At 61.9% G+C, this 17864-nt stretch carries 15 protein-coding genes and 1 pseudogene; 9 read left to right on the forward strand and 7 right to left on the reverse strand.

The genetic code is table 11. The features are described from left to right. Positions 1-462: 462 nt before the first annotated feature. From LOY35_RS03185 to LOY35_RS03195, 3 genes are all read right to left on the reverse strand, one after another. On the reverse strand, positions 463-1380 hold the full coding sequence (locus LOY35_RS03185; RefSeq protein WP_258626100.1) for an IS110 family transposase: 918 nt from the start codon (positions 1378-1380) through the stop codon (positions 463-465). Between the two features lie 315 nt (positions 1381-1695). Beyond that, a complete protein-coding gene (locus LOY35_RS28495) occupies positions 1696-2244 on the reverse strand; it encodes a methyl-accepting chemotaxis protein (protein WP_408981243.1) in 549 nt (182 codons plus the stop codon). 1450 nt (positions 2245-3694) lie between these two features. Then, a complete protein-coding gene (locus LOY35_RS03195) occupies positions 3695-5356 on the reverse strand; it encodes a PleD family two-component system response regulator (protein WP_258630597.1) in 1662 nt (553 codons plus the stop codon). Positions 5357-5643: 287 nt separating this feature from the next. Here LOY35_RS03195 and LOY35_RS03200 point away from each other — a divergent pair, with 287 nt between their 5' ends. The 6 genes from LOY35_RS03200 to LOY35_RS03225 all read left to right on the forward strand — a co-directional run bounded on the left by LOY35_RS03200 (position 5644) and on the right by LOY35_RS03225 (position 12481). Continuing rightward, positions 5644-6711: a DUF2333 family protein gene (locus LOY35_RS03200; protein WP_258630600.1), complete on the forward strand. Its 1068-nt coding sequence runs from the start codon at positions 5644-5646 to the stop codon at positions 6709-6711. 3 nt (positions 6712-6714) lie between these two features. After that, positions 6715-7260: an NUDIX hydrolase gene (locus tag LOY35_RS03205; protein ID WP_024781396.1), complete on the forward strand. Its 546-nt coding sequence runs from the start codon at positions 6715-6717 to the stop codon at positions 7258-7260. Between the two features lie 170 nt (positions 7261-7430). Then, positions 7431-7802 (forward strand): translation initiation factor Sui1, encoded by a 372-nt coding sequence (locus tag LOY35_RS03210; protein ID WP_258630603.1) that lies wholly within the window; start codon positions 7431-7433, stop codon positions 7800-7802. A gap of 210 nt (positions 7803-8012) precedes the next feature. Next, entirely contained in the window at positions 8013-9926 is a 1914-nt protein-coding gene (gene speA, locus LOY35_RS03215; protein ID WP_047700192.1) for an arginine decarboxylase, read from the forward strand. 450 nt (positions 9927-10376) lie between these two features. Further along, entirely contained in the window at positions 10377-11687 is a 1311-nt protein-coding gene (locus LOY35_RS03220; RefSeq protein ID WP_258630608.1) for a type VI secretion system Vgr family protein, read from the forward strand. Next, positions 11684-12481, forward strand: a complete 798-nt coding sequence (locus LOY35_RS03225) for a DUF4123 domain-containing protein (protein WP_258630609.1) — start codon at positions 11684-11686, stop codon at positions 12479-12481. Before LOY35_RS03220 ends, LOY35_RS03225 begins: the two co-directional genes overlap by 4 nt. 4 nt (positions 12482-12485) lie before the next feature. On the opposite strand, the gene LOY35_RS03230 is transcribed toward LOY35_RS03225, so the two are convergent. The 4 genes and pseudogenes from LOY35_RS03230 to LOY35_RS03245 all read right to left on the reverse strand — a co-directional run bounded on the left by LOY35_RS03230 (position 12486) and on the right by LOY35_RS03245 (position 16013). Beyond that, the gene (locus LOY35_RS03230; RefSeq protein ID WP_258630612.1) at positions 12486-13835 is read right to left on the reverse strand and encodes an MATE family efflux transporter; all 1350 of its coding nucleotides are present in this window, start codon (positions 13833-13835) and stop codon (positions 12486-12488) included. 272 nt (positions 13836-14107) lie between these two features. Further along, on the reverse strand, positions 14108-14455 hold the full coding sequence (locus tag LOY35_RS03235; protein WP_258630614.1) for a DUF6124 family protein: 348 nt from the start codon (positions 14453-14455) through the stop codon (positions 14108-14110). 542 nt (positions 14456-14997) lie between these two features. Continuing rightward, positions 14998-15186: pseudogene (locus LOY35_RS03240) on the reverse strand (DUF6124 family protein); the annotation flags it as partial. A gap of 533 nt (positions 15187-15719) precedes the next feature. Beyond that, on the reverse strand, positions 15720-16013 hold the full coding sequence (locus tag LOY35_RS03245; RefSeq protein WP_024780721.1) for a hypothetical protein: 294 nt from the start codon (positions 16011-16013) through the stop codon (positions 15720-15722). Positions 16014-16176: 163 nt separating this feature from the next. Here LOY35_RS03245 and LOY35_RS03250 point away from each other — a divergent pair, with 163 nt between their 5' ends. From LOY35_RS03250 to LOY35_RS03260, 3 genes are read left to right on the forward strand one after another with little or no spacing between them, the layout of a single operon-like run. After that, positions 16177-16482, forward strand: a complete 306-nt coding sequence (locus LOY35_RS03250) for a MazG-like family protein (protein ID WP_024780720.1) — start codon at positions 16177-16179, stop codon at positions 16480-16482. Beyond that, on the forward strand, positions 16479-17228 hold the full coding sequence (locus tag LOY35_RS03255) for a methyltransferase domain-containing protein (protein WP_258630617.1): 750 nt from the start codon (positions 16479-16481) through the stop codon (positions 17226-17228). The genes LOY35_RS03250 and LOY35_RS03255 overlap by 4 nt, the downstream gene beginning before the upstream one ends. Before the next feature lie 12 nt (positions 17229-17240). Then, entirely contained in the window at positions 17241-17849 is a 609-nt protein-coding gene (locus LOY35_RS03260) for a DUF4136 domain-containing protein (RefSeq protein WP_258630618.1), read from the forward strand. Positions 17850-17864 lie beyond the last annotated feature (15 nt).

Consider the following 17864-nt stretch of genomic DNA (forward strand, 5'->3'; position numbering starts at 1 on the left):
CACCACTCCTTCACGGATCACGCTGAACCCTGTGGGAGTGAGTCTGCTCGCGATGACGACGGTACATTCAACATCAATGCAAGCTGACCCACCGCCATCGCGAGCAGGCTCGCTCCCACAGGGATTGGTGGTAGGCGTGGAGGGTGTGTCCACCCGTGGCCCGGGTGGGAGCGAGCCTGCTCGCGATGACGACGGCACATTCAACATCAATGCAAGCTGACCCACCGCCATCGCGAGCAAGCCCGCTCCCACAGGGGATTGGTGGTGGGCGTGGAGGGTGTGTCCACCCGTGGCCCGGGTGGGAGCGGGCTTGCTCGCGAAGATGGCGGCACATTCAACATCGATGCAAGCTGACCCACCGCCATCGCGAGCAGGCTCGCTCCCACAGGGATTGGTGGTGGGCGTGGAGGGTGTGTTCACCCGTGGCCTGGGTGGGAGCAACTGTCTTACTTCCGCCACCCGTCACCGCCACTCAGTGCCGTCTCGAAGCATGGCATTCAGTCTGATTAGCAATATTCGCATGCAGGCGATGAGCGCGACTTTCGCGCTCTTGCCTCGCTCTCGAAGTGCTTCATACCGGGCCTTGAAGTCGGCGTGATAGCGGATGACAACCCAGCACGACATATAAAGCGCACGTCTGACCCGCGCTCTTCCTCCGTAAATCTGACGTTTGCCGCTGTGATTACCACTGTCGTCGTTGTAGGGGGCGATTCCCGCCAGGGCCGCGATCTCTCTGCGATCAAGCTCACCGAGTTCAGGCAGGTAAACCAACAAACTAGCAGTCGCCACAGTGCCGATCCCTTTAACTGACGTGAGTCGGTCGGCCTTCTCCGCATCCAGCTTACGCATGCTTTGATTAATGGCTTTGCCAAACTGCTTGATTTGGATTTGCAGGTAGCGAATATGGTCTTTGATCACCTCGATAACCGCCGGAAGCTGAGCCTGCTGCAGCCGGCGCTTGTTGTCATCTCGCTGCTGGACGAAGTGTTCGCGCAGCTGAATCAGCTCACGCAGTGCTTCACGCTCAGGTGAAATGGGCTTTTCGTGAGACGCATGCAGAGCTTCGGCAAAATCGGCAAGAACAGCCGCATCGATGGGGTCGGTCTTGGCATTCTTGCCCATTGCTACAGCGAAGGCTCTAACCCGGCGAGGGTTGATCCTGAGCACATTGAAACCTGCCTCCTGCAGTGCTGCCATAACCTTTCGTTCATAGCCGCCCGTGGCTTCCAGTAACACCCGGCCAATCGTGTACTGGCTTAGCTGTTCGACCAGTTGTGCAAAGCCCTCAAGCGTATTGGGGACCTCATAGCCTTGGTTCTGTGGTCGAACCCAAACGACGAGATTTGATTTGGATATATCGATACCGACCCAGGAAATCATGGCAAAACCCTCTTACACTCAGAAATGAGAGTGCTCTGGCTTTGCCCACGCTTGTGATTCGAGTGCCGCTCGTCCAACTGTTCGGGCTTATGGGCCAGAGTAGAAAGGTAGATGGCAGCTTTGCTCCCACTCGTGCTTCAAGCACCGCGGACTCACAGCTTGCCATCTACCCCTCTCAACCCAGAGTTTATTCCCTTACTCAGACACAAGCGGGCTTGCTCGCGAAGATGGCGGCACATTCAACATCGATGCGAGCTGACCCACCGCCATCGCGAGCAGGCTCGCTCCCACAGGGGGTAGTGGCTGGCATTTGGATCAAACCTGAAACGCCTGCACTGCCGTATGCAGGCGGCCGCCCAGCACCAGCAGGTTTTCGCCCTGTTCCCGTCCCTGGCCGATACGTAGCAGGTTTTCCCCGCCCAGTTGGTGAATGCGCTCGCTGTGATCGCGGATTTCGCTGACGGCGCCGCTCTGTTGGGCGGTGACTTCGGCGATGCGCACGGCGGTGTCGGCGATGGTCTGGATGGCATCGACGATTTTATCCAGTGCACCGTCGGCCGCTTGTGCCTGGTTGGCGGTGGCTTTGGCGTGTTCGACTTGGGCGCGCATGCCATCGACTGACTGGCGCGCGGCCAGTTGCAGGCGAGCGATCAAGGCCTGGATTTCGGCCGTGGCCCCGGCCGTGCGTTGGGCCAGGGAACGAACTTCTTCGGCCACTACCGCAAAACCTCGGCCCATCTCTCCGGCGCGGGCGGCCTCGATGGCGGCATTGAGTGCCAGCAGGTTGGTCTGGTCGGCAATCGAGCGAATCACCGTCAACACGCCGCCGATGGTGGCCGATTCCTCGGCCAGTTGTTCGATCATCTGCGCGTTGCCTTGTACTTCGCCCACCAGTGCATGCAGTCCGGTGAGGCTCAGGCCAATGACTTTCTGCCCCTGCTCCACGGCATGCCCGGCGCTGCGGCTGGCGTCGGCGGCCTGGCTGGCGTCGCCGGCCACCTGTTGAATCGTCGCTTCAAGTTCGCTGAGGGAGTCGCGGATCAGCGCCGTGTCGTCGGCCTGGTATTGCGCGCCGCTGTGCATTTCGGCGCTGAGATCGGCCAGGGTCCGGCTGCTGCCAGCGACCTGTTCGGCGTTCAGGTGAATGGTGCCCACCAGGTCCGCCAGATAGGCCCGCAGCCGATTGAGTGATGCTTGGATGTCTTGCAGCTCACGGTTGCTGGCGCCCACATGGATGTCGCGGCTGAAGTCGCCTTCGGCCCAGGTCGACAGGGCCGGTGCCAGGTGGGTCAAGGTTCGGGCCAGGCGTCGTTGCAAAGTATCGATGAGCAATGCGATCAACAGGATCAAGCCGATTATCACCCCCTGGATCAACCGGACCTCGCCCTGGATCTGCCCGTGTTGGGCTCGCACTACGGGCTCCAGTGCATCGATCGCCTGTTGCACGTCGGCGGTTTTCACATGGGTGGCGTTGCTCAGTTCGGTGCGCTTCTGGATCAGCTCGCGGGTGCGCGCCAGCTCCGCGGGGTAGCGTCCGAGCAGGCTGTTGAGTTCGCGCTTGAGGGCGATGCCGGCGTCTTCGGCGACAGCTTTTTCCTGGTTTTCCAGGCCCATCAGCGCGGCGAAATCATCGCCGGCGGAGTCGCTGCTGGTTGTCACGCCCAGCAACGGCAGGCTGTCCAGTTGACCGGCCTGGGCACGGATGCTTGCAAGTTCCCGCTCGACATCGTCGGCCAATTCGCTGCGCCCGCTGCTGACCAGTTTGTCCCGCGCAAGGGACAGCCGCCCCAGGTGCTGCGATGCGCTGAACAACAAAGGCAAGTAACTCGGGGCGCCGTTGGCGTACCGGGCGAGCTGGTCCAGGTTGGCGCCCAGTTCACGCTCGGCCTGCAGCAGCAGGGCCTGGGGATCACCAGCCAGCTTGCCGGCGCCCAGCAGCTCGGTCTTGCTGAAGTCTTCCAGGCTCGACAGGCTCGGCCTGAGGGTGCGGGCCAGTTCCGGAGGAAATCGATCCAGTTCTTTTTGCAGGGTGTCGAGGGCCTGACTGGCGGCACTGAGGCGCAAGGCGTCGCCACTGGCCAGATAATCCTCGATGTTGCGCGTCACCGCGCCCTGGAATTGCCGTGACAGGCCCAAGTAGCGCTCCATCAACAGGTAAGGACGTTCCAGCGCGGCTTGGGACCACCATAGCGTGGCGCCGAGGCCCAGGCAGACGGCCAATAAAAGCAGGGTATTGAGGTTGGTCAGCAGTTTCAGGCGCATTCAAGGTCTACCGGGGGCAGAATCGTAAGTGCCTGAATTTATTGCGCTTGAGTTACAGGTTTATGACCGAGTCGGTGGATTCCGATGAAAAAGTGGCACTTTGCCTTGCGCTCTGTACCCGGTTGCGACCGGCGTGCTTGGCGCGATACAGGGCTTCATCCGCCTCACTGGCCATCATCAGGCTGTCGGACGCCTCGCTCATCTCCACCACACCGGCACTGAACGTGCACCACAGGTCCTGGGGCTGGGCCGGGTAGTGGATCTCGGCAAAGCGTTGGCGGATTTCGTCCAGTACCGCGCAGGCGTCGTTGATGTTGGTGTCTGGCATGACAATGGCGAACTCTTCGCCGCCATAACGGCCGATGAAATCGGTCTTGCGCAGGCGCTGCTTTAGAAACAGTGCCAGGCTCTTGATCACCCGGTCGCCCATGGGGTGGCCATGGCTGTCGTTGACCCGTTTGAAATGGTCGATGTCCAGCATGGCGAAGCTCAGCGGCTTGTCTTCGCGGCGGGCGCGGAAGCAGCAGTCTTCGAGCAGTTGCAGGATGTGGGTGTGGTTGTACAGGCCGGTGAGGCTGTCGCGCACCATCCGCGCCTTGAGGTTGCGGGCCCGGGCCGCACGGTTGCGCACGGTGGTAATCAGGTGGCGGGGCTTGATGGGTTTGGTCAGGAAATCATCGCCGCCCTCGCTCATGGCATCGAGCTGCTTGTCCAGGTCGTCTTCGGCGGACAGGTAGATGATCGGCACGCTGACATAGCGGTCATTGTGGCGGATCACTTTCGCCAGTTCCGTACCGGTGCAGGCGGGCATGTACATGTCGAGAATGATCAGGTCGGGCTGGAAATCAGCCAGCTCGGCCATGGCCTGGATCGGTTCGATCAGCGTGCGGGTGACGATGCCGGCGCTGTTGAGCAGGCGCTCGGTGTGCAGGGCCTGGGCGCGGGAGTCATCGATGATCAGCACTTTATAGGGTTCGTACTGGGCGACGCAGGTCAGCACCTCGATCTTCTCCAGCAGGCTCGAGGCCTCGAGGGTGCCGGTGAGGAACTCCTGCCCGCCGGCGCGCACGGCCGCCAGACGTGTCGGGGTATCGGTTTCCAGCAGGCTGAAGAACAACAGCGGTAACGGCTGTTCCAGACCTTGCTGGGCTTCGGCCGCCAGTTTCAGGCCGATGCCGGGGCCGCTGAAATCCACATCCATGACAATCGCCGCCGGCAGCCGCTCGATCATCGAGGCGCGAAATGCCGCGACACTGTCCAACGCCTGGGCGCTGAGGCCGAAGAACTCCAGTTGCTTGGCCAGGCGTTCGGCCCGGTCATGGTCTTGCAGCAACACATAGATGGGTTTGCGCAACGGCGGCAGGAAGGTTTGTTCGAGCTGGTCTCCATGGCGCAGGCCGGTACGGGACAGGCGCTGCATCAGGCGATTGATCTCAGTGATCAGTTGACTGCTCAGCCGCCCGCGATTGGCATCCACCGCTTGCAGTGACTGGCTGATGCCCTGTGCCAGTTGGGAATGCTCCGGCTGTTCGAAGCGCTCCGCAAAACGCAGCAGGCGCAGATTGGCTTCGCTGAGCTCCAACAGGTCGGTGCTGGACCACTCGCTGCGTTGCAGGCGTTGCCAGATCTCCAGGATCTGACGGGCCTGATGAATTACCCGCTGGGCAAAGTGGTGCTTGAGGCGCTCACGGCTGGGGTCTTCTGGCTCGGTCATTATCCTGACTACTTAGTTAGATACATGCTGAGGTCGACTGGTGGCTCTATGCTAGCATCTCTTTTCATGCGCATGAGTGTCGTACGTCAATAATCTACCCGGCAGCGACATTCAGTTTGTGACCGGTCGGTTTCGTAGGCCGATGGCCGCGCTTCCTTTATAGTTGCCATCCGACTGCCTCGCCTGGGCCAGCATGATTTGCGCAGGATTTATCGCGTTTCAAATCAGGCACGATGGCGTAGGGTTGTGGTCGAACCGTGAACTCAAGTGATTGAAGGGACATCGCCATGCTGGACTGGAAAAACCGCGCGGGCAGCGCGCCTGAACGTGCCGCCGAGCCGAAATCGGCCACTCGCAGCTACCTGGGTGGGCTGTTTTTCAGCCGTGCGCTGGCCACGCTGATCGGCCTGTACCTGCTGGTGACCATCGCCATCGGCTGGTACTGGAGCCAGGAGCCCGCGCTGTTTCCCGTGCAGCAGAATGCCCAGGCGGCGGCCGAGAAGGATGGCCGGCAAATGGTGGTCGGCTACACCACCGTCGAGACCCTCAAGACCGTGGCCAGTACCCTGCTGACCAAGCCGGGCGGCTACATTTCCAACGACCGCTTTCCGCCTGGCCTGTGGATGGACAACATGCCGAGCTGGGAATATGGCGTGCTGGTGCAGGTCCGCGACCTGAGTCGCGCCCTGCGCAAGGACTTCGCCCGTTCCCAGTCCCAGTCCGCCGAGGACGCCGACCTGGCCAAGGCCGAGCCGCGTTTCAACTTCGATAACCGCAGCTGGGTGCTGCCCTCCAGCGAGTCGGAGTACCAGGAAGGCATCAATTCCCTGAGCCGCTATCAGGCGCGCCTGTCCGATTCTGCCCAGAAAAGCGCTTTGTTCTACGCCCGCGCCGATAACCTGAACAACTGGCTGGGGGATGTCGGTACTCGTCTGGGTTCGCTGTCCCAGCGCCTGTCGGCCAGTGTCGGCCGGGTCAAGCTCAACACTTCGCTGAAAACCGAAGTCCCGGTTCCGGGCCAGGTACCGCAGGTGGATGAGGAGGTGGTCGAGACCCCATGGTTGCAGATCGATAACGTGTTCTACGAAGCGCGCGGCCAGGCCTGGGCTTTGTCCCATCTGCTGCGTGCCATCGAAGTGGACTTCGCCGATGTGCTGGCGAAGAAGAACGCCACGGTCAGCGTGCGGCAGATCATTCGTGAACTGGAGGCCTCCCAGGAGCCGGTCTGGAGCCCGATGATCCTCAATGGCAGCGGCTTTGGTGTCTTGGCGAACCATTCCCTGGTCATGGCCAACTACATCTCCCGGGCCAACGCGGCGGTGATCGACTTGCGGCAGTTGCTGAACCAAGGCTGATCCATGAGCGAGAGTCCCCGGGAGGCCGCTCACCGAGTGGCCTCGGATGCCGAGCTGATCGCTTGGGTCGATGAACACGACAACCTGCTCGGCAGCCTGGTGCGTTCGGATCTGCGCGAGCGAGGCCTGATCGGGCGTGGCACTTACATCATGCTGTTCAACTCGGCGGGCGAACTGTGCGTCCACCGGCGAACCCTGAGCAAGGCGATCTATCCGGGCTTCTGGGACGTGGCGGCGGGCGGGATGGTGCAGGCCCACGAAACCTATGCCGAGTCGGCGGCCCGTGAGCTGGAAGAGGAGTTGGGCGTGAGCGGGGTGCAACTCACCGCCCATGACCACTTTTACTTCGAAGACCCCGGCAGTCGCCTCTGGTGCTCGGCGTTTTCGGCGGTGTGGGACGGCCCCCTGGTGTTGCAGCCCGAAGAGGTGCTCGAAGCGCGCTTCATGCCGATCGAACAGGTACTGGATGAAATCCGGCACAAGCCTTATTGCCCGGACTCGTTGGCGGCGCTCGAGCGTTATCTGCGCGGTGTCGCAAAGAAGCTGTAAATTGGCGCGGATTGGCCCTTAGCAAGTCGGCTTTTTGCCGCTACACTGCGCGACTTTTCAAGCTGAACCGACGTCTGCGGTCCAGTAGCGCTGCCCCTGCCTGAGTGGGGCTTCGCGGTCGAGGCACTTTTTCTCCCCGACCAGTCTTTGTCCTCCCGAGAGGATTGCCGGTGGCCAAAAAAGCCGCATCCTTCGCCGCCCTGGGCGGCCTGGTATTTTCTACCGACGCCGGTCGTCATTGCCCTGATTGCCGTCAGCCGGTGGATGCCTGCATCTGCAAACAGACCGTCATCCCCGCCGGTGACGGTATTGCCCGTGTGCGCCGTGAAAGCAAGGGCCGCGGCGGCAAGACGGTGACCACTATCACCGGCGTGCCGTTGGCCGAAGACGCGCTCAAGGACCTGGCCACCACGTTGAAGAAGCGCTGTGGCACCGGTGGCGCGTTGAAAGACGGCGTCATCGAGATCCAGGGCGACCACGTCGAACTGTTGCTGGCGGAACTGGTCAAGCACGGTTTCAAGGCAAAGAAATCCGGCGGCTAGCAGCCTCTGTGAAAACCGCTCCGGCTTGATCCGAACCCGATGTTCGAGGTCGCCCATAGGGTTTTCACAGAGCCTGTTCTGAACGGGTTTCTAAACTCAGCGCTGCCAGCAGGGTCTACCCTGCTTGCAGGCAAATCGTCATTTCCATTCTCTAGACTGCGCCAGCCTCCGACCGGATGGTGCATTTTGACTTCTTTATAGGGGACTTCGATGTCCGTACGACGCACACGCAAAGACGATGGCAGCCAATGGACAGTTGCGGACAGCCGCAGTGTTTACGGGATCCGCCATTGGGGGGCCGGGTATTTCGCGATCAATGACGCCGGTCGCGTCGAAGTTCGTCCGAACGGTCCCGACAGTTCGCCCATCGATCTGTTCGAGCAGGTCGATCAACTGCGCCAGAGCGGCCTGTCGTTGCCCTTGCTGGTGCGCTTCCCCGACATCCTGCAAGACCGTGTGCGCCAGCTCACCGGCGCATTCGACAGCAACATCGCACGCCTGGAATACCAGAGCCAGTACACCGCGCTCTACCCGATCAAGGTCAACCAGCAGGAAGCGGTGATCGAGAACATCATCGCCACCCAGAACGTCTCCATCGGCCTGGAAGCCGGCTCCAAGCCCGAGCTGCTGGCGGTGTTGGCCCTGGCGCCGAAGGGCGGGACCATCGTCTGCAACGGTTACAAGGACCGTGAGTTCATCCGCCTGGCGCTGATGGGTCAGAAGCTGGGCCACAACGTGTTCATCGTGATCGAGAAAGAGTCCGAAGTCGGTCTGGTGATCGAAGAGGCCGCTTCGCTCAAGGTCAAGCCACAGGTGGGCCTGCGGGTGCGCCTGTCGTCCCTGGCTTCGAGCAAATGGGCCGACACCGGTGGCGAAAAATCCAAGTTCGGTTTATCTGCCGCACAACTGCTGTCGGTGGTCGAGCGTTTCCGCGCGGCCGGCCTGGACCAGGGCATTCGCCTGCTGCACTTTCACATGGGCTCGCAGATCGCCAACCTGGCGGACTACCAGCACGGTTTCAAGGAAGCGATCCGTTACTACGGCGAACTGCGCAACCTCGGCTTGCCGGTGGATCACATCGACGTCGGCGGTGGCCTGGGCGTGGACTACGACGGTACGCATTCGCGCAACGCCAGTTCGATCAACTACGACATGGACGACTACGCCGGTGTCGTGGTCGGCATGCTCAAGGAATTCTGCGATGCCCAGAGCCTGCCGCATCCGCACATCTTTTCGGAAAGCGGTCGCTCCCTGACCGCGCACCACGCGATGCTGGTGGTGCAGGTGACCGACGTCGAGAAACACGTCGACGACATGCCGGTGATCGACAACAAGCAGGAGCTGCCGGAAACCGTGCAGTGGCTGGTTGACCTGCTGGGCCCGACCGATATCGAGATGGTCACCGAAACCTACTGGCGCGCCACCCACTACATGAGCGACGTGGCCACCCAGTACGCCGACGGCAAGCTGACCCTGGCGGAAAAAGCCCTGGCCGAGCAATGCTACTTTGCCGTGTGCCGCCGCCTGCACAACTCGTTGAAGGCGCGCCAGCGTTCCCATCGCCAGGTGCTGGATGAACTCAACGACAAGCTCGCCGACAAGTACATCTGCAACTTCTCGGTGTTCCAGAGCCTGCCGGACACCTGGGCCATCGGCCAGGTGCTGCCGATCCTGCCGCTGCATCGTCTCGACGAGGAACCGCTGCGCCGCGCCGTGCTGCAAGACCTGACCTGCGACTCCGATGGCAAGATCAAGCAGTACGTCGACGAACAGAGCATCGAGACCAGCCTGCCGGTCCATGCCCTCAATCCCGGCGAGGACTACCTGCTGGGGATCTTCCTGGTAGGTGCCTACCAGGAGATTCTTGGCGACATGCACAACCTGTTCGGCGACACCGACTCGGTGAACATCTATCAGAACGCCGACGGCAGCGTGTACCACGCCGGTATCGAAACCCACGACACCATCGAAGACATGCTGCGCTACGTGCACCTGTCGCCGGAGGAGTTGATGACCCACTACCGCGACAAATGTGCCAGCGCCCGTATCAGCGCCGCCGAACGCACCCAGTTCCTCGACGCCCTGCGCCTGGGGTTGACGCGTTCGTCGTACTTGTCGTCCTGATGTGCAAATGAAAACCGGTCGAACCCGGGGCTCTGTGGTTAATGCCAGTCAGTCAAGGATCGAACGGCACAAACCTCGTGGGAGTAAAGCTTGCTCGCGGTAGCGACAGATCATTCAACATTGTTGCTGACTGACTTACCGCAATCGCGAGCAAGCTTTGCTCCCACAGGTTTGTGGCTTGACTGATCGGCATCAGGGCTCTGTGGCAGCGCTTTGATCGATTGGCATTGCCCTCCGGGTCTGTCAGAAAACTCACCGTGCATCGCGGGTTTTTTCGGATAGTTCCGGAGGGCATTTTTATTTGCGCCGCTGTTATTTCCGCACGTCGGCTGATTTATCCGATGCTGTCCTCATTTCATGTAGTCCCTTTCCTAACTTGTACTTGGGCTCTCTACTCCGCCATGGCTCTCAGCGAGAATCCCCGGCCGCCCCTCCTGTAGAGATACGCCGATGTCCGATCCAGCCAACGAGCCATCATTTCGTCTGGAGATAGCCGGTCTGCCCGAACCTTTCGTCGTGTCGGCCTTCACGGGTAGCGAAGCCATCAGCGAACCTTTCGCCTATGAGGTGGAGTTGTCGCCCGACGACACGCCGCCGGACCTGGCGGGCTTGTTATACCGCAGCGTCTGGTTGAGTTTCGGCGAGTCGGACGCAGGCATCCACGGGCAGCTTCACGAGCTTGTGCAGCAGCGTCCCGACGCCGGCTGTCGCCTGCGTATCGGGCCGAAGCTGGCCTGCCTGGCGCAGCGCTTCAACCAGCGGGTACTGAGCGACTGCACGGTGCCGCAGATCATCCGCCAGGTGCTCAAGGGCCATGGCATCGGCGGCCGCCAGCTGTGCCTGGACTTGAAGGGGGACTACCCGCCGCAGGATTTCTGTACCCAGTATCGTGAGTCGGACCTGCAGTTTCTTCAGCGGGTGTGTGCTCAGGCCGGCATTCACTTCTATTTCGAACAGGCTCGGGATGGGCACTGCGTGGTGTTCTCCGACAATGCGGGCGGCTTTACTCCAGTCGACGAGGCCGCCTATGGGACGGCTCGGGGAATTCAGGTTTTCAACGTGCAAACCAGCGCTTCGGGGGAACAGGTCGCCCAAGGCAGCAGTGACCTGATGGGGCTGTACAGCGGGCAGGTGCTGTTGCTCACGGCCCATCCTTTCAGCGACTGGAACCAGCGCTGGCTGCTGACGAAGGTGCAGCACCGAGCCGAGGCTTGGGGGTATGGCAATCATTTCCAGGCCGTTCCCTGGGGACTGCCGTTCGTGGCCACCGGCCTTCCGGCCAAGCCGCGCATGCAGGGCCGGCAGCGCGGGTGGGTGGTGGAAGTGGACGAGCCGGCGCCACAGATGGCCGGACGGGTGGCCGTGCAGTTCGATTGGGTTTATCAGGGCGAGGGGGCTAGCCCCAGTCATTGTTGGCTGCCATTGGCGCCCGAGCTGGCCGGCTGCGCGCTGGGCGCCTTCCGGACGGGTACCGAGGTGTTGGTGAGTTTCTGCGAGGGCGACCCGGATCGCCCCATGATCAGCGCGCTCCTTGACGTACCGGCAGTTGCGGACGTAGCTGATGAGGCCCCCTCGGACTCGACAACCTTCGAAGCAGCCTGGCCGTCCGGAGCCGATCCGGCGTTGTTAGCCGCGATCCAGGCGGCCGAGCCGCTGGTGTTGCTCTGCCTGTTGCCCGGGGGCGGCAGCTTCAGTGCCTGTGACCAACCGATATGCACCTGCCGGCTGGTGACGCGGCGCGACACGGGTGCCGCTCCATGAGCGCTGCAAGCCTGACCGGAACACCGCCTCAATGGCTGCTGCTCGACATACCCGGCGTCCCCAGCGCGGCGCAACGCCTGCAAGAGCAGTTCGCGCAAGCGCGGTGCTTTGCCCTGTTCGAAGACACCGAATGGCATGGGCTCAAGGCGCACGGTCCGCTGCTGGTGGACTTGCAGCAAGCGCCGGCACTGGCGAGCCTGTGTCATGTCGACGCGGGTGCCTGGCCGGGACTGTTGTTGGTGAGCGAATCACCGGTTACCCAGTTGCTGGCGCATCTGCGACGCATGCTGACGGTGACCTTGGGCCCTCACTACAAGGCGTTGCTGAGCTATTACAACCCCCACACCGCCAGCTATTTCTTCGATGGCTGCGACCCTGGGGAACTCAGTTGCTGGCTGGGGCCCATCCGCCTGCTGCGCTGGTTCGGCGGCACCTGGGCCGACCGGGCCATTGGCAGCCAGGGCTGGCAGCAACTGTCCAATCCGGGGCTGCCCGTGGCGCCACTGGAGAACGAGCACAGCCTCAGCGACCGACAACAGCACAAATTGCAGCAATGCCTGCTGGAGCGGCATGCCTGGCATTGGTCCCGTGCCACCGGGCGCGAGTATCGCGCGCTCTGGGATTGCCTGGAGCAGGGCTTGAAACTGGGATTCACCGAGCGGGAAGTGCTCGACGGCTGGCTATGGCTGCGCCTGCAGTACCCCGACGCCCCGCCAACGTCAGCGTTGGTCGGCAGCTCCCAGCGCGAGCGGCTCGAACATCTGCGACGGTTGTGGCAGGGCGATGAGGGGTAAGGCGCTATTGGGCTTGGGCGGCGAGCCAGCGATCCTGGCGGTGCAAGTGCCAGGCGAAACCACCGAGGGTCAGGCTGCGCAACGCCATGAACAACAGGAAGGTGATCCACAGCCCATGGTTGCCCAGCGCTTGCAGTGCCCAGGCAAAGGGCAGCACCAGCAACAGGGTCAGCAGCATGCCGTTACGCATTTCCCGGGCGCGGGTGGCGCCGATGAACAAGCCGTCGAGCACATAGCTCCAGACCGCGATCAGCGGCAGGGCGGCGAGATAGGGCAGATAGCGGTAGGCGGTGTCGCGCACGTCGGGGATGTCGGTCTGCATATCGACGAACAGATGCCCGGCGAGCAGGAACAGCAGCGCGAACCCGATGCTTGCAATCAGTGACCAACCGCAGGCCACCACCAGTGAGCGGCGTAGCGCGAGACGGTCGTGGGCACCAATAGCGTGGCCGCACAGCGCCTCGACGGCATGGGCGAGGCCGTCCAGGGCATGGGCCGTCAGCAACAGCCCGTTGAGCAGCAGCGCGTTGGCCGCAACGGTTGCATCCCCCAGGCGCGCGCCTTGTACGGTAATCAGGAAAAACACCGATTGCAGGGCCAGGCTGCGAATGAAAATGTCCCGGTTCACCGCCAGCAGCGGTCGCCAGTTCTGCCATACCCCCAAGGTCGCCCAGGCAATCTGTCCGGGCCAGGCCCGCAGGGTTTTGTGGGCCAGGACCAGGCCGACCAGCGCCCCGGTCCATTCGGCGATCACCGAGGCCCGGGCCGAACCGGCCACACCCCAGTCCAGGCTGAGTACGAACCACAGGTTGAGGGTGATGTTCACCAGATTGGTGGTCAGCAAAATCGTCAGCGGTGCCCGGGCGTTCTGGGCTCCGAGAAACCAACCCACCAGCGCATAACTGGCCAGCGCCGCCGGAAGGCCGAAGAGGCGTGTGTAGAAGAAGTCCCGGGTCAACTGATTGAGTTCGGCGGACGGCTGCATGAAATGCAACGCCACGTTACTCAACGGCACCCCGACGATTCCGAGGGCCACAGCCAACCCCATCGCCAGCAGCAGGCCTTGCAACAGCACTTGCCGCAACGTTGCGCCGTCGCCACGCCCGGCCGCCTGGGCCGCGAACCCGGTGGTGCCCATGCGCAGGAAACCCATCGCCCAGGCTAGCACCGTATACAAGCTCGCCCCGACCGCCACCGCGCCCAACTGATGGGCATGGGGCAAATGGCCGATGACGGTGCTGTCCACCAATGCCACCAGCGGCACGGAAATGTTCGAAAGAATCATCGGCGCAGCCAACGCCCAGACCCGACGATGGGTGAGACGGTCGCGCCAGTCGGCGAGCAGGTTGGACATGGGGGCTCCTTGATGGAGCGCAATTGTAGCGGGTTCTCTGAGTAATCGTTTCCAGTACGTCCCGAACACGCGGGATGCTCCGAACTCATTGTGGCGAGGGGATTTAGCGAAACGTCGCACCGCCCCGCTGGGCTGCGAAGCAGCCCCGAAAACCAGGCTCCGCGGTGCAACAGGTAAACCGCGTCAGTCGGTTCACGACTGCTGCGCAGCCGAGCGGGGCGGTGCGACGTTTCGCTAAATCCCCTCGCCACAGAGTTGATGTGTTGCTTCGGTTAGCGTGGGTCGACGTTATCCAAGGCCCGGTTCGCGAGTAAACCGCCCAGTTCGATCAGTTGCTGGATGCCCAGGGCCACGTGGCGGCGTGAGCCGTCCAGGTCGAAGGCCAGGTCACAGGCCATGGCGTTGGCCGAGGCCAGGGTTTCGCTGAGGTTGGCGAGCAGGCATTCGGTATCGATGCCATTCACAACCGTGAACAGTTGGTCTGGTTGGGTTTCAGGCGGTTCGGGCTTGAGGTAGAAGTCGAGGGCGCGTTTGGCGGCTTTGTCGAAGGTCGTTGAGTCGGACGGATCGCTGGGAGATGTTGAATCGGTGACCGGTGGATTGGGGGTTACCTTGAACATGGTGAAACTCCTTGATGAGTGGAGCCGTCATCCGTCGCTGCTAAACGAGGTGGGTGGCAGCTATACGCGGGTTAGCAGACCAGGCATCAAGGAACCCGGCGCACCGAAGTGCCCCACGCATAGCCGCCATAGTGCTGACAATCCGATGCGGATTGGCTGTTCCGATGGCGACACTGGCGTGCCTTGATGTTATCCGAGCTGCTAAACCCGATCGCTGATTTGTCAGCGACGGGGAAACAATAAAACCCGGTCCCAAGGCGCACAAGCCGGCGGATTCTGGCGTAGTTGTAGGCAGCGGCGCAAGGCGGTGTAGCCGGGACCTACACCTGAAGGAATGGAATAAACAGAAGGCTTTTGTGGCGAGGGGATTTATTGTGGCGAGGGGATTCATCCCCGCTGGGGCGCGAAGCGCCCCTCCAGGAACATTGAACTCAATCTGTCTGACATGTCGAGGCGAGGCTGTTGGGGCTGCTTCGCAGCCCAGCGGAGCGGTGCGACGTTTCGCTAAATCCCCTCGCCACAAAGGTGAGTCGTTGCTTCGGTTAGCGTGGGTCGACGTTATCCAGAGCCCGGTTGGCCAGTAAGCCGCCCAGTTCGATCAACTGCTGGATGCCCAGGGCCACGTGGCGGCGTGAGCCGTCCAGGTCGAAGGCCAGGTCACAGGCCATGGCGTTGGCCGAGGCCAGGGTTTCGCTGAGGTTGGCGAGCAGGCATTCGGTGTCGATGCCGTCTCCTTGATGATGGAGCCGTCATCCTTCGCTGCTAAACGAGTTGGGTGGCGGCTGTACGCGGGTTAGCAGACCAGGCATCAAGGAACCCGGCGCACCGAAGTGCCCCACGCATAGCCACCATAGTGCTGACAATCCGATGCGGATTGACTGTTCCGATGGCGACACTGGCGTGCCTTGATGTTATCCGAGCTGCTAAACCCGATCGCTGATTTGTCAGCGACGGGAAAACAATAAAACCCGGCCTCAAGGCGCACAAGCCGGCGGATTCTGGCGTAGTTGTAGGCAGCGGCGCAAGGCGGTGTAGCCGGGACCTACACCTGAAGGAATGGAATAAACAGAGGGCTTTTGTGGCGAGGGGATTTATCCCCGCTGGACTGCGTAGCAGTCCCAAAACCAAGCTCTGCGGTGCAACAGGTAAACCGCGTCGGCCGGTTTTACGACTGCTGCGCAGCCGAGCGGGGCGGTGCGACGTTTCGCTAAATCCCCTCGCCACAATGTCCGGCGTGGTACTTGTGGTGAGAGCAATTTCAATCTTAGTGAATGATCCAACTCAACAACCACAACCCCAATACCAGCCAGATGATCCCCAGCACAATTGAGGCGCGCATGAAGGCGCGGATTGCCGAGTATAGCAGCATCAGCCCGAGGATCAGCGCGATGATGCTGATGATCGAGGTGTCCATGCCCAACGCGCGCGACAGGCCGTCGACAAAGTTGCCGCCGGCATTGGCCAGGGTGTTGAACAGGCCGCTGAGCAGGTCGACGATGAAGCGGATTATCGAACCGAGTGCCTGGCCGAGCCATTCGAAAAAGCTTTCTACCTGCATGTTTGCATCCTGATGGAAGAGAATCGAGTCGAGCCTCGGGCTCCTGATTGTAGGAGCCATTGGCGTCGCGATCGTTCGATTATGGGGCAAATTGCCGCTTCGTATCGAGACGCTTGCCTTCCCCCGTCATCCCCCGGAAGCTATGGGCATCCAGGAGAGCCCGATGAACCTTGTTGAACTGACTGAACGCCTGCACGCCATTCGTGATCGCAACGATTGGCGGCCATTCCACAGCCCGAAGAACCTCGCCATGGCCGCCAGTGTGGAAATGGCCGAGCTGGTGGAGATTTTCCAGTGGCTGACCGAGGACCAGTCGCGCCAGCTGCCGGCGGACAAACTGGCCCATGCCGGGCAGGAAGTCGGTGACATCGTCTTGTACCTGTTGCTGCTGTGCAGCGAATTAGGCTTGGACATGGATGCCGTGGTGCGCAGCAAACTGGCTGACAGTGAGCGGCGGTTCGGCCAATGAGCGACCGTCATTTCGATCAGCTCGCCACGCGTTTTGCCGAAAAAATCTATGGCGGCGCCAAGGGCGCGATTCGCCTGGCGGTGCTCCAGGCCGATTTGCTCGAAGTATTGCCTGAGTGCCCGTTGCGTGTGCTCGACATAGGTGCAGGCCTAGGCCATATGTCGTTGTGGCTGGCCGAGCGCGGCCATCAGGTCACCCTGGCGGAACCGGCCGCGCCCATGCTCGAAGGCGCCCGCCAGCGGTTTGCCGATGCCGGCCAGGAGGCAACTTTCATCCAGGCGCCGTGGCAGGAACTGCCGGGCCTGCTTACCGAACCGTACGACCTGGTGCTGTGCCACGCGGTGCTGGAGTGGCTGGCCGAGCCGCACACGATCCTGCCGGTGCTGCATCAACTCACGGTGTCCGGCGGCTGGTTGTCGCTGGCGTTCTACAACCGTGACGCGCTGGTTTATCGGAACTTGCTCAAGGGGCATTTCCGCAAACTGCGCAACAATGACATGGCCGGTGAAAAACAGAGCCTGACGCCGCAACAACCTCTTGATCCGCGAGAACTGGCGGCGCAACTTGAGGGTGTGTGGCAGGTCGAAAGCCAGAGTGGCGTGCGGGTTTTTCACGACTACATGCCGGTGGAGTTCCAGGGGCGGGTCGAGCTCTCGCAATTGTTGGACATGGAGCTGGCCCATCGTCGCCATCCCGCGTTTGCCGGGCTGGGACGTTATCTGCACTGGATCTGCCGTCCCCTCTGATCGGAGAGCGAAATGCAAGGCCGTACAGGGTTACTGATGTTATGTCTGGGGCTGGCGGCCTGCCAGGGCACCAACCCCTATGTCGCCACCTCCAGGCCGCTGCCGCCGGCTCCGCCCGAGGCTGCCACGGTGTTCGACCGTAGCGCATACCCGGCGGCACCTCGTGACTATGGGCGCTATCGCAGTTGGGCCTGGCTCAACGGACGCCTGCCGGCGGGAACCGCGTGGGCGGATTCGGCCCAGGTGGCCGAAGCGGTGAGCAATGCCCTGGACCAGCGCGGCCTGCGCCCGCTGCATGACAACCGGCCGGCCGACCTGTTCGTCAGCGCCGACCTGCGGCTGGAAACCCGTCTGCGCCAGGTTCGGGAAGACTATGATTCGGGTTACTACGGTGGCTACAACCGCTACGGGCCTGGCTACGGCATGTATAACACCGTGCCGGTCGTGCGCACGTATCAGGAGCAGGTCGTGGTGGTTCGCGTCGACCTGTTCGACGCCCGCAACGGCCAACCGGTATGGAGTGCCAGTGCCGAAACCTCTCAACGTGGCAGGCCCGGCGATAACACCGATGCCATTCGCGAGGCGGTGGAGAAAGCCATGTCGACTTATCCGCCCAGTTGATTACGCAACAGGAGA

It is taken from the genome of Pseudomonas sp. B21-028, assembly GCF_024749045.1.
Classification (GTDB): domain Bacteria; phylum Pseudomonadota; class Gammaproteobacteria; order Pseudomonadales; family Pseudomonadaceae; genus Aquipseudomonas.